11 protein-coding genes are annotated in these 12,915 nt (G+C 60.4%); 5 read left to right on the top strand and 6 right to left on the bottom strand.

Annotated features, from left to right (window positions below):
- The first annotated feature begins 223 nt into the window (after positions 1-223).
- The 5 genes from AKU79_RS08230 to AKU79_RS08210 are packed head-to-tail and all read left to right on the top strand — an operon-like array spanning position 224 to position 4,701.
- Positions 224-2,182 (top strand): 4Fe-4S binding protein, encoded by a 1,959-nt coding sequence (locus tag AKU79_RS08230; protein WP_050523119.1) that lies wholly within the window; start codon positions 224-226, stop codon positions 2,180-2,182.
- Positions 2,183-2,212: 30 nt separating this feature from the next.
- The gene (locus AKU79_RS08225; protein ID WP_050523118.1) at positions 2,213-2,413 is read left to right on the top strand and encodes a DUF6494 family protein; all 201 of its coding nucleotides are present in this window, start codon (positions 2,213-2,215) and stop codon (positions 2,411-2,413) included.
- On the top strand, positions 2,410-3,495 hold the full coding sequence (locus tag AKU79_RS08220) for an Mrp/NBP35 family ATP-binding protein (protein ID WP_050523117.1): 1,086 nt from the start codon (positions 2,410-2,412) through the stop codon (positions 3,493-3,495). The genes AKU79_RS08225 and AKU79_RS08220 overlap by 4 nt, the downstream gene beginning before the upstream one ends.
- On the top strand, positions 3,492-4,214 hold the full coding sequence (locus tag AKU79_RS08215) for a biotin/lipoate--protein ligase family protein (protein ID WP_050523116.1): 723 nt from the start codon (positions 3,492-3,494) through the stop codon (positions 4,212-4,214). Before AKU79_RS08220 ends, AKU79_RS08215 begins: the two co-directional genes overlap by 4 nt.
- Position 4,215: 1 nt before the next feature.
- A complete protein-coding gene (locus AKU79_RS08210; RefSeq protein WP_156209592.1) occupies positions 4,216-4,701 on the top strand; it encodes a DUF6505 family protein in 486 nt (161 codons plus the stop codon).
- Positions 4,702-4,731: 30 nt separating this feature from the next.
- On the opposite strand, the gene AKU79_RS08205 is transcribed toward AKU79_RS08210, so the two are convergent.
- The 6 genes from AKU79_RS08205 to nirB all read right to left on the bottom strand — a co-directional run bounded on the left by AKU79_RS08205 (position 4,732) and on the right by nirB (position 12,912).
- Positions 4,732-5,529, bottom strand: coding sequence for a substrate-binding domain-containing protein (locus tag AKU79_RS08205; protein ID WP_156209605.1), 798 nt, complete (start codon positions 5,527-5,529; stop codon positions 4,732-4,734).
- Complete coding sequence (locus AKU79_RS08200; protein WP_050523113.1) at positions 5,529-6,245, bottom strand: ATP-binding cassette domain-containing protein; 717 nt, start codon at positions 6,243-6,245, stop codon at positions 5,529-5,531. The genes AKU79_RS08205 and AKU79_RS08200 overlap by 1 nt, the downstream gene beginning before the upstream one ends.
- Entirely contained in the window at positions 6,239-6,943 is a 705-nt protein-coding gene (locus tag AKU79_RS08195; protein WP_050523175.1) for an ABC transporter permease, read from the bottom strand. Before AKU79_RS08195 ends, AKU79_RS08200 begins: the two co-directional genes overlap by 7 nt.
- A 613-nt stretch (positions 6,944-7,556) precedes the next feature.
- Positions 7,557-10,151: a nitrate reductase gene (locus AKU79_RS08190; RefSeq protein ID WP_082223975.1), complete on the bottom strand. Its 2,595-nt coding sequence runs from the start codon at positions 10,149-10,151 to the stop codon at positions 7,557-7,559.
- Entirely contained in the window at positions 10,148-10,483 is a 336-nt protein-coding gene (nirD, locus tag AKU79_RS08185) for a nitrite reductase small subunit NirD (protein WP_050523112.1), read from the bottom strand. Before nirD ends, AKU79_RS08190 begins: the two co-directional genes overlap by 4 nt.
- Positions 10,480-12,912, bottom strand: coding sequence for a nitrite reductase large subunit NirB (gene nirB, locus AKU79_RS08180; protein ID WP_050523173.1), 2,433 nt, complete (start codon positions 12,910-12,912; stop codon positions 10,480-10,482). Before nirB ends, nirD begins: the two co-directional genes overlap by 4 nt.
- Positions 12,913-12,915: the final 3 nt, after the last annotated feature.

Here is a 12,915-nt window from a genome sequence, read left to right as displayed (position 1 = left end):
ACAAAATGTCCACTTTGACTATCGGTGGCCCATAGGTGGCTGGACGTATTGACCGACCCCAAAAACCCGTCTTTTTCAGTCGGAAATTTTCTTGCGGATTGTGAACGAATCACTTGCCGTTTCGACGGATTGGCCTTTACGCCGACGGCGGTTTCGTGCCTAGCTGCCCATGCCAGCCAGAAACAGAGGCGACGTTTCCGGGCAGCCATCGGGGGAGAGATATATGGCTAAACATCTGATTTTGTGTAATTGTTTGGATAGTCAGCGCATTGATTCAGCGGGCATTTCGGCGGCGACCGGCTTGGCCTGCTCACGCGTTCATAGCGCACTTTGCACAACCGGGCTGGGTGCGGCGGGCGATGCGATTGCCAAGGGCGAGGCGCTGATTGCCTGCCAGCAAGAGGCCCCGCGCTTTGCCGAATTGGCCGCCGAACTGGGCGTGGATGCGCCGGATTTTGTCGATATTCGTGACCGCGCGGGCTGGTCGGATGATGCAGATGCGATGCCCAAAATGGCGGCGCTGATTACCGAAAGCCAGCTGCCCGCGCCGAGTGCCAAGTCGGTTGATGTGGTGTCCGAGGGGATTTGCCTTGTGATCGGGCGTGGCGATGTGGCCCTGCCTGTGGCCGAAAAACTGGCCGACACGCTTGCGGTGACGGTGCTGCTGACTGACGCGGGAGAGCTGCCGATGACCCGCAAGGTTGAGGTGGTGCGCGGGCGGTTGCGGCGGGCTGTGGGGACGCTGGGCAATTTCAGCGTGCAGATGGATGCGCTGCAAATGCTTGAACCCGGCGGGCGCGGTGGCTTTGGCCTTACAGCGCCAAGGGATGGCGCGACGACGGTGTGTGATATTATTCTGGACCTGACAGGCGAGACGAGCCTGTTTCCTGCGCCGCATAAACGCGATGGATACTTGCGCGCTGACCCGCGTGACCCTGTGGCGATTGGCGACGCGATCTTTAAGGCCAGCCAGATGGTCGGGACGTTTGAAAAGCCGTTGCATCTGATGCTGGAGCAGCACCTGTGCGCCCATTCGCGGGCGGGGCAGACCGGCTGCACGCGCTGCCTTGATGTGTGCCCGACCAGCGCCATTCGCCCCGATGGCGACCATATCGAGATTGACCCGATGGTCTGTGCGGGCTGCGGGGCATGTTCGGCGCTTTGCCCTTCGGGGGCCATTCGCTATGACGCGCCGCCGGTTGACCATGTTTTGCGGCGGGTGCGGGTGTTGGCCGAGACCTATCTGGCTGCGGGCGGCAAGGCCCCGCGCCTGTTGGTGCATGACACCGATCATGGCGCGGAAATGATCGCGCTTGCGGCGCGGTTCGGGCGGGGCTTGCCTGCCGATGTTATCCCGCTGTCGGTTGCGGCTTTGGCGGGTTTTGGCCATGCGGAGATGCTGGCGGCGCTGGCCTTTGGCTTTCATGCCGTCGATGTTCTGGCCGCCCCCCGCACCGAGCGCGCCCCGATCAATGCCGAGATAGCGCTGGCCGCCGCGATGGGTGGCGCGGACCGGTTGCGGTTGATTGATGTCGCCGACCCTGATGCGCTGTCGGATATGCTGTTTGCGGGTGGGCCGGTGGCGCCGCCTGTGCAGGCGCCGGTTTTGGCGATGGGCAGCCGCCGCCAGATTGCGCGGCTGGCCGGCAAGGCATTACTGCCGGATGCGGTGGCTGCGGTGGCGCTGCCCTTTGGCGCGCCTTATGGGGCGGTTGTGGTGGATACCGATGCCTGCACGCTGTGCCTGTCTTGTGCGTCGCTTTGCCCGAACGGGGCGTTGATGGATAACCCTGATAAGCCGCAGCTGCGGTTTCAGGAAGATGCCTGCCTGCAATGCGGGATTTGTGAAACCGTTTGCCCCGAAAACGCGATCACGCTGAAACCGCAGTTTGACCCGACCGACGCCGCCTTTGGCCAACGGGTTTTGCATGAGGAAGAGCCGTTTCCTTGCGTCGAATGTGGCAAGTTGTTTGGCGTGAAATCGACGATTGAAAAGATTATGGATAAGCTGGCGGGCAAGCATTCGATGTTTCTGCAAACTGGTGCCGGCAGGTTGATACAGATGTGCGATGATTGCCGCATTCAGTCGCAATATCACAGCGAAAACAACCCTATGGCGGGCGGCGAGCGCCCGCGCGTGCGCACCACTGATGACTATCTGAGCAAGCGCCGCGATCACTGAACACAACCCATAACCGATGAGGGCCCCAAGATGGATGACGATTTCAACATGTCTTTGCGCAAGTTTCTGAAACAGGTCGGCGTGACCTCGCAACAAGCGATTGAGGCGGCGGTGCGCGATGCAGGCCCCGCCGTTGCGGGCAAGGTTTTGAATGCGCGCATGACGCTGACGATTGACGGGGTTGATCTGACGCATGTGGTTGAAGGCAAGATCATGGGGCCAAGTGAATGACTGTGACGCGCGATGATGTTCTGGCGGTGCTAAAGACGGTCATCGACCCCGTTCGTGGCAATGATCTGGTCAGTTCCGGCATGGTGCGGGCGCTGACGGTTGATGGCGGCGCGGTGCGGTTTGTGCTGGAAATTGACCCGGCCCGCGCGAAAAAGATGGAAGAACCCCGCGCCGAGGCCGAAGCGAAAATTCGGGCTTTGGCGGGGGTGGAAACGGTTTCCATCGTGATGACGGCGCATAGTGCGCCCAAGGCGCCGCCAGATCTGAAATCCTCAGGGCATTCGCATAGCCATGCGCCGGCCAAGGCTGCGGGGCCAGAGAAGATTCCCGGTGTGGCGCGGATTCTGGCGATTGCCTCGGGCAAGGGCGGCGTTGGGAAATCGACGGTTTCGGCCAACCTTGCCACGGCTTTGGCGGCCGAGGGGCGCAAGGTCGGGCTGTTGGATGCCGATGTTTACGGCCCCAGCCAGCCGCGCATGCTGGGCGTTTCGGGCCGACCCGCCAGCCCCGATGGCAAGACGATTTTGCCGCTGCGCAACCACGGTGTCACGCTGATGTCGCTGGGCCTGATGACGCAGGAAGATGAGGCCGTGGTCTGGCGTGGCCCGATGTTGATGGGCGCCTTGCAGCAGATGTTGTTTCAGGTGCAATGGGGGGCGCTGGATGTGCTGATCGTTGATTTGCCGCCCGGCACGGGTGATGTGCAAATGACGCTGGCGCAGAAATCACAGCTGGACGGTGCGATCATCGTTTCCACCCCGCAAGATATTGCGCTGCTGGATGCCCGCAAAGGCATTGATATGTTTAAGAAACTCGGCACGCCGATCCTTGGGCTGATCGAAAACATGTCCACGCATATTTGCAGCCAATGCGGCCATGAAGAGCATATTTTCGGCCATGGCGGCGTGGCGCAAGAGGCCAAAAAGCTGGGTGTGCCACTGCTGGCGGAAATTCCGCTGCATCTGGATATTCGCACGGCGGCCGATGGCGGCGCGCCAATTGTGGTTTCGAAACCCAATTCGTCGCAGGCGCAGGCATTCCGCAATTTGGCACGCGATTTGATTGCGAAAGGGCAGGCATGAACGCGGTTCCATCCTTTCCGCCCCTGCTAAAGGGGCTTGCGACTGGCCCTGCCAACCCGTTGGCCGTTGCGGTCAGCGAGGCCGAAAAGGGGGTGGATTCGGGGCTGCTTACGTGGTCGCTATCGCCCGAGCGGTTGCGCGCCGCGATTGTTTTGGCACCCGAGATTCCGCTGGAGCAGGCGATGGCGGCGTTTTGCGCCTGCGGGGTGGCGCTGCAAAACGCGCTTGGCACCTATGCGCCGCCCGAAACTGCGGTGCATCTGGACTGGACGGGCGGCATTCGGCTGAATGGCGGGCATGTCGGCGGTTTGCGGGCGGTGGCCGCAAGCCGCGATCCAATGGCGGTGCCGGATTGGATGGTCGTGGGGATAGAGCTGACGCTGGCCCTGCCTGACAAGCTGGAACCCGGCGAGACGCCCAATTGGACGGCGCTGTCACAAGAAGGTTGCGGCGAGATTGATCCGCATCTGATCCTTGAAGCTTGGTCGCGCCATGCGATGCTGTGGCTGGGCGCGTTGGATGACGCCAAGGGCCGCGCCGGTTTGCACCGCGAATGGCAAGGTCTGGCGTGGAATATCGGCAAAGAAATCAGCCTGCCGATGGATGGTGTGCGGCAAAGCGGGGTTTTCCTTGGTGTCGATGAAAACTTTGGTATGCTGTTGAAATATGGTGAGAAAACCCACCTTATTGCGCTGTCCAAACTGTTAGAGGATCTTTGATATGCCCCGCCTTCTGGCACGTGCCATCCATTTTGACGAAAGCGACCGCAATGTGTTTCACAACCCTGCCCGCACCGGCGAATGGGCGGTTTCGGGCGGGTTCGAGTTTTCGAACTGGGCGCAGGGTGATTTGGTCGGCAAGGCGCGGCAGGCCTTTGCCAATGGCTGGCTGGGGGTAGAAACCTTTGGTCGCGTGACCTTTGTGGCCACCGCGCAAATCGAACAGGTCGAATTTGACGCGCTGCTGCGCCAGCTTGCGCAGCATTTTGTCGATGTCTACGGCGCGCCTAACCTTGAGGCGGCCTTGCCCGTGGCGCTGGAGGAATTAGAGCATATGGCCGAGCTGTGCGCCGACCATGCCCCCAATACGGTGCTGACTGTGCTGCGCGAATTGACCGAGGCCGGCGTGCGCGAGCAGTTTCGCTATATCGAGGCGAATGACGCGGGGCTGGACCAGTTCGCGATTCATTCGGTACCAGACGAGTAAGCGGCGCCCGTTACAGGCGCCGCTGCCCGTTTATTCAGGCTGGGCGTTGAACACGAAAAGCTGTTGGCCCGCGATTTTATAGCCTTCAATCAAGCCTTTGGCTTTATCGCTGACCAGCCAATCCTCTAGCTTTTCAACCAGTTCAGCTTTCACATGCGGGTACTTTTCGGGGTTCACCGGCAGATAGGCGTATTGGTTGAACAACGCGGGGTCGCCTTGGAAATCAATCGCCAGATCAGCCTTGTTGCCAAAATTCAGCCAGCTTGCGCGGTCGGCAAGGATATAGGCGTTCATGCCGGCAGCGGTGTTCAGCGCCGCCCCCATGCCCTGCCCAACCGAGCGGTACCAATCGCCCACGGGTTCAATGCCTGCGGTTTTCCACAGCGCTTGTTCCATCTTATGGGTGCCGCTGTCATCGCCACGGCTGACAAAGGGGGCCTGAGCGGCGGCGATGGCCTTGAACGCGTCGGTCGCATTGGTAGCAGTTTTGGTACCTGCGGGGTCTGTCGACGGGCCGACAATCACGAAATCATTATACATAATCTCGCGGCGGTGGGTGCCGTTACCTTCGGCCAGCCATTTATCCTCGGCGGCACGGGAATGGACAAGAACGGCGTCAACATCGCCCGCGGCGCCCAAAGTCAGCGCCTGACCGGTGCCGACGACCAGCAACTGCACGGTGATACCGGTGTCTTTTTCGATTTCGGGCAACAGCACCTCGGCAAGGCCAGAGTTGGCAAAAGATGTTGTCACGGCCATCTTCATCTCTTCGGCCGAGGCTGCGGTGCCCAGGGCCATTGCCGCAAGCAAAGCAAGTGATTTCAACATCATGGTAGTAGGTCTCCTTTGATGAAAGCCGTCATTTCGGGGGTTGCTGGGGTTTGAAGAACACGGGATGCGGGGCCGAACTCGACAAGTTGGCCGACATAGAGAAACAACACGTCATCCGCCAAGCGGCGCGCCTGACCGAGGTTATGGGTGGACATAACGATGCGCGTACCGGCATCGCGGGCGGCCAGCAGGATCTTTTCAATATCACTGGTCGAGCGGCCGTCGAGGTTGGCGCAGGGTTCATCGAGAAACAGCAATTCGGGGCCACGCACCAAGGCCCGTGCCAAGGCCAGCTTTTGCTTTTCGCCGCCTGAAAGCAATTGCGCGGGTTGGTCAAGCATGGCGGCTAGCCCGACCTGCGTCGCTGCCTCGGCCGCGCGATCACGGGCAATGCGGCGCGACACGCCATCCAGCAGCAGCGGATAGGCGATGCAATCCACAACCGAGCGGCGCATCAGAATGGGGGTTTGAAAGACGAAGCTTTGCCGTGCGCGGGTTTGGTCAATCGGGGCAGACCAGTGCAGGCGGCCGTCAGAAATGCGTTCCAGCCCGTGCATTGCGCGCAAAAACGAGGTTTTACCCGAACCGTTTGGCCCCATCAGCACGGTAATGCCTGTGCCGCCCAATTGCCAGGAAATCGGGCCAAGGATGCGGCGCCCGCGCCTGCGCAGCGCAATGTTTTCAACCGTCAGCGGCAGGATAGTGCTTACCATCGGCTGCCCCTTTCTGTGCGCGACAGGAAATGCACCGTCAGGTTTACGAGCACCGCCAGCGCGATCAGCACAAAGCCAAGCGCAAGCGCCATGCCGAACTCTCCCTTGCCGGTTTCCAGCGCGATGGCGGTGGTCAGGACGCGGGTGGCGTGGTCGATATTGCCGCCGACGATCATGATTGCGCCGACCTCGCCAATCGCGCGGCCAAATCCTGCCAGCGATGCCGTCATCAGCGCGCGCCGCCCATCCCACAGCAGCGCCTTGATGCGCTGGGTGCGGCTGGCGTTCAGCGAGATCAGCAGGTCGTGGTAATCGGCCCAAAGGTCACGGATGGCTTGATGCGAGATAGAGGCGACGATGGGGGTGATGATGATGACCTGGGCAATGACCATCGCAGTTGGCGTAAACAACAGCCCGAGCACCCCAAACGGGCCAGAGCGCGAAAACAGCACATAGACAAACAGGCCGACGACCACAGGCGGCAGGCCCATCAGCGCGTTCATCGTCGCGATGACCACACGCCGCACACGAAAGCGGTTAATCGCAAGCCACGCGCCAAGCGGCAGCCCGATCAGGGATGCAACCAGCGTTGCCCCAAGGCTGACCTGAAGCGACAGCGTAGCGATTTCGATCAAATCGGCATCGCGGGCCACAATAAGCCGTGCCGCTTGGGCCAGGCCTTGCCAAATATCATTCATGCCAAGGCATATCCATTCCGTTTCGTCCGGCGTCTCGGGGTTGCTTAGCACCCCGAACCGATTGCCAAAACGGACAAAATGGGGGTCGGCCGAAAATCTTTAGGACAAAATGTCCAGTTTGGTGCAAGCGCGCCCTGCCGCAGGGCAACACCGGCGCGCAAGCCGCAGGCTGATGCCCGCACCTGTTGAGCGCAAAGCCACAAACAAAGGATGGAATAGGAAAATGGTGTCCGCGGCGGGATTCGAACCCACGGCCCCAGGATTCATACCACTTCGGCTTTCACCGCCGCCCTTGCGGGCGTTCGTGGTCTGGACTGTCCCTTCACCTTTGGCTTGTGGCCTTTAGGTGCTGCCCTACCAGTCTCTACACCTTCCCCTTTCGGGGCTTGGCTCGGGATTGGCAAGGTGCATGTGCACCGTAGCGTTCCCCGAATTTGAGCAGATCCGTTGTGCCGTTTCCAAACACAACGCCCAATTTTGAACTAGGAATCCTGTGCTCTATCCAGCTGAGCTACGCAGACCTATTTTCCTGCACGCTTCTTACACGTGTCCTTGACCTACGGCAACCGCTTGTCGTGTGGTGGCGCGGCGGGTGCCTTTGGCGGCCAAGGTGTTACTCGGCGGCCATTTTCGGCAAGTGTGCCGCCAAAAGGGCGGTGATCTCGGGTCGGCAAGAGCCGCAATTGGTGCCCGCACAGGTGCGCGCGCCGATCTCGGCAAGGCTGTTCGCGCCGCCTGCAATCGCTTGTTGGATTGTGTTGACCCCGACAGAAAAGCACGAGCAGAGAATCGCGCCTTCGTCCGGGCCGCTGCCTGCCGGACGGCCGGCCAAGGCCCCGATGGAAGGTTGCGATTGCCCGATGGTCTGGGTGACGGTACGGCGCTGCAATGCAACCGGTTCGCGCCCGACAAAAAGCAGTGCCGTGATAACGCCGTCATGTGTCAGGGCAATGCGGGTTTGTCCGGTCTTTGCATCGACATAAGCGCTGGCCGCATCGGCCCCCTGCCCCGTCAGCGATGCCAGAAACACCGTCCAATCGTCTGGTGTAGCGGTACCGGCCAGCTCGGCGGTCCATCCGGTCGTGCTGCGCGCAATGGCGCAATAGTCCGCGGTGGGTTGTATCGGCGTTTGGCTGGCGACAAAGCCGTACCAATTGGCGGCAAAGGGCTGCATGGCGACCATACTACCCTTTGAGGCGGGTTGACCCGAGATTTGGTCGATCACGGCGGCGACAAGCGTATTGGTGTGGCTGTTGGCGCTGTTCTGGCGGGTCCAATGCATGGGGGCGAACACTTGGCCCGGCTGCACGCGATCGGTCAGCAAGGCGCGGAAAATGCCACGGCCCTGCGGGCTGCTGACGGCGACCAATGTGGCGGGGGCAATACCGTTTGCCTGTGCATCATCAGGATGGATTTCCACAAACGGTTCGGCCAGATGCGCACCCAGTTTCGGGGATTTGCCAGTGCGGGTCATCGTGTGCCATTGGTCACGCACCCGGCCGGTGTTTAGGCGCAGACCTGTCGCCTGAACAGGCGCAGCAATCGGCAGCATCCACGCGCGGCCGTCAGGGTGGTAAAACCTGCCCTTGGCAAAGAAGCGCCCGCCGGCTGGCCCCTTTGCTGGCACGGGCCATTGCACGGGGGCCATTGCGTCGTAGGTGCTGGCGTTTATGTCGGCAAGGCCGGTCAGGTCGAGATCGCGGTCAAAGCGGATCGCCGTTTCGCTGAGCGCGGCATATTCGCGGAAAATCTGATCGGGCGCGGTATAGGCAAAGGCATCGGCCCAGCCCATGCGTGCCGCAACCTGGCAGAGCACTTGCCAATCTGGACGTGCGGCGCCGGGCGCGGGCAAAAACGGGCGCTGACGCGAGATCACGCGTTCGGAATTGGTGACTGTGCCGGATTTCTCGCCCCATCCGGTGGCGGGCAACAACACATCAGCCAGATCACCGGTATCGGTGCGGGCCATGATATCGGATACAACGGTGAAAGGCACAGCCTTGATCGCTGCGGCCACGTGGTTGGCATCGGGAAGGCTGACCGCCGGATTGGTGGACATGATCCAGAGTGCCTTGATCTGGCCCCGCGCGCAGGCGTCAAACAATTCGACCGCTTTCAAGCCCGGCTTGGTGCTGATTGTAGGGCTGTTCCAAAAATTCTGGACAGCCCCGCGGTGATCGGGGTTTTCAATATCCAGATGGTTGGCCAGCATATTGGCAAGGCCGCCCACCTCGCGCCCGCCCATCGCATTAGGTTGGCCAGTAACGGAAAACGGCCCCATTCCGGGCTGCCCGATGCGGCCCGTGGCAAGGTGGCAATTGATAATCGCGTTAACCTTGTCGGTGCCGCAGGCCGATTGGTTGACGCCTTGGGAATAGACTGTGACCACCTTTTTCGTGCCGGCCCAAAGCTGGTAAAACGCGGCAAGATCGGCGTCGTTAACACCGCTATTTTTGGGGTCGCTGGCGCGTGCGGCGGCTAATGCAGCGTCAAACCCGTTAACGTGGTCCGCGACATAGGTGTGGTCCACCGCGCCTGTATCGGCCAGGTGGCACAAAAGCCCGTTGAACACAGCGATGTCACCATCCGGGGCCACGGATAAATGCAGATCGGCCAGCCCGCTGGTCGCGGTTTTGCGCGGGTCGATATTGACGACGCGCATTTCCGGCCGTGCCGATTTTGCAGCGACGATGCGCTGAAACAGCACCGGATGGCACCAGGCAAGGTTGGACCCGACAAGCACGACCAGATCGGCCTGCTCCAGATCTTCATACGTGCCGGGGACGGTATCGGTGCCAAAGGCGCGCTTGTGGCCGGCCACGCTCGACGCCATGCAAAGCCGTGAGTTCGTGTCGATATTGGCTGATCCGATATAGCCCTTCATCAACTTGTTGGCGATGTAGTAATCCTCGGTCAACAATTGGCCAGAGACGTAAAACGCCACGCTATCGGGGCCATGTTCGCGGATTGCCGCGCTGAATTTGTCAGCAACCAGATCCAGCGCTGTATCCCATTCCGCCGCCTGCCCGTTGATTTGCGGGGCCAGAAGTCGCCCCTCAAGACCAATGGTTTCACCCAAAGCCGACCCTTTGGAACAGAGCCGCCCGAAATTGGCGGGGTGATCGGGGTCGCCTTTTATCGAACCATCGACCGCCACAAGCACGCCGCAGCCGACACCGCAATAGGGGCAGGTGGTTTTGATGCTCATGCCGCCGCCCGCGCCCGCAAAGTGGTGGCGTCAAGCAAGATCCGCCCATTTTCGACCCGCGTGGGAAAGGTGGCGACCGCGCCTACATCCGGCCCTTGTACCAAGCCGGTTTCCAAGCTGATAACCCAGTTGTGCAACGGGCAAGTGACCGAGTTGCCATGCACGATGCCTTCGGACAGAGGCCCCTTTTTATGCGGGCAGGTGTTGTCAATCGCGAACACCTCATCCGTGGCGGTGCGGAATACGGCGACACAGCCCAGCGCGGTTTTCACCACGCGCGCGCCGCGCAAGGCGATGTCATCAAGGGCGGCAATATCGATCCAGTCACTCATTCTGCGGCCTCCAATGTAAGGTCTGCTAGGGGCTGATAGGTTTCGGCATTTTTGGCGATGTGATCGGCCCAAGGGTCTGTGCGGTAGATGGATTGCGACAGTTCAAACCGGTCAACAAGTGCGGTGCGGGTTTCAAGGTCGCTGACTTGCGCCGTGATCCAATCAAGGCCGACCTTGGCCATCCATTTGTAAATCCGGTCCAGATATTTGGCGTTTTCGCGGTAAAGCTGGGTAACAGCCTTGATCACGGCAATCGCCTCTTCCTCGGTTGGAACCTGAATAAGCAACTCGGTTTCGCGCACATCCATGCCCGCCGCACCACCGATGCTGATCTGATAGCCGCTGTCGACGCAGACAATCCCGATGTCTTTGCAGGTTGCCTCGGCACAGTTGCGCGGGCAACCCGACACGCCCAGCTTTAGCTTATGCGGCGTCCATGACCCCCAAAGGGTTTTTTCCAGCTTGATGCCAAGGCCGGTGCTGTCTTGGGTGCCAAAGCGGCAATGGTCGGTGCCCACACAGGTTTTCACCGTGCGCAAGCCTTTGGAATAGGCGTGGCCGGAAACCATGCCGGCGGCATTCAGATCGGCCCAGATGCTCGGCAAATCCTCACCTTTGACGCCCAGCAAATCGATGCGCTGGCCGCCAGTTACCTTAACCGTTGGCACCATGTATTTTTCGGCTGCATCGGCGATGGCGCGCAATTCCGCAGGGGTGGTGATGCCGCCCCACATCCGCGGCACCACGCTAAATGTGCCGTCTTTTTGAATGTTCGCGTGTTTGCGCTCGTTGATGAACCGGCTTTGCGGATCATCGGCGTATTCCAGCGGCCAATCGGCCAACAGGTAAAAGTTCAGTGCCGGGCGGCAGCTGTGGCAACCATCTGGCGTTGTCCAGTTACACGCCTGCCTGACGGCGGGCATGGATTTCAGCTCTTGGCTTTTGATCATGCGGCGCACGTCTTCATGCGTCATATCGGTGCATTTGCACATTGGCTGGCTGGTGGGCAGCACGAAATCATCGCCCAGCGTCACCGCCAAAACCTGTTCGACCAAACCTGTGCATGTGCCACAAGAGCCCGAGGCCTTGGTCACTGCCCGCACGGCGCCCAGATCGGTGGCGCCTGCGTTGATCGCATCGACAATCGTCCCTTTGCAAACGCCGTTGCAGCCACAGATTTCCGCATCACGCGGTAAGGCTGCAACGGCCGCTAACGGGTCCAGGGGGGTCCCTCCTTGATAGGCGGGGCCAAAGATCAGGGTTTCGCGCATTTCCGAGATTTCGGTCTTGTCCTTGATCAGGCCAAAGAACCAGTTGCTGTCGGATGTGTCGCCATACATCACGGCACCGATCAGCGCGTCATCCTCGATCACCAAGCGGCGATAGACACCGCGCGCAGGGTCGCGGAACACGATATCCTCGCGGCCTTCGCCCTCGGCAAAGTCACCGGCGCTGAACAGGTCGCAACCTGTGACCTTTAGCTTGGTCGCCAGTTCCTTGACCACAAAGGCATCTTTCTGGCCCAGCAGCGAATTGGCGACTACTTTGGCCTGATCATAGAGCGGGGCGACGAGGCCAAAGAGGTAATTGTTGAACTCGACACATTCGCCCACGGCGTAAATATCGGGGTCTGAGGTTTGCAACTGTGCATTCACCTCTATCCCGCGCGCCACGGTCAGGCCTGCATCGTTAGCCAGCCGTGTTTCGGGGCGGATACCGACGGCCATGACCACCAGATCAGCGCCCAACACGGTTTTATCCTCAAGCAACACCGCCTCGACATGGGTTTCGCCCAAGATGGCGGCCGTTGAGGCGCGGCAGATCACCTTGACGCCCTTTTTCTCTAGATCGCGGCGCAGCAGGAAGCCCGCGCTTTCATCTAGCTGACGTTCCATCAAATGGCCCATCAGGTGCAATACGGTTACGTCCATGCCGCGCTCGGCCAGCCCTGCTGCGGCCTCTAGGCCCAGCAGGCCGCCGCCGATCACAACGGCTTTGCCACCTTTGGCGGCGGCGGCGATCATGGCGTTGGTATCATCGAGATCACGGTAGGTGATGACGCCGGGCAAATCCTTGCCCTGTACCGGAATGATAAACGGGGCCGAGCCTGTGGCGATCAGCAGTTTGTCATATGACACGGTGCCATTTTTGCCGGTAACCTTTTTGGCTGCGCGGTCGATGGCGACGACATGTTCGCCAAAGCGGCAGGTGATACCATTGGCGGCATACCAATCGTCATCATGGGTTACGATGTCGGCATAGGTTTTGTCACCCGACAACACAGGCGACAGCATGATGCGGTTATAGTTTCCGCGCGCCTCGCCATTGAACAAGGTGATATCATAGGCTTGCGGGTCGGCGTCGAGCAGGTGTTCCAGCACCCGCCCCGAGGCCATGCCGGCGCCGATAACGACAAGTTTCTGTTTCATAGC

It is taken from the genome of Pseudorhodobacter wandonensis, assembly GCF_001202035.1.
GTDB lineage: Bacteria > Pseudomonadota > Alphaproteobacteria > Rhodobacterales > Rhodobacteraceae > Pseudorhodobacter > Pseudorhodobacter wandonensis.
Note: the sequence above shows the minus strand (reverse complement) of the source record. Positions and strands in the feature narration are given on the sequence as shown.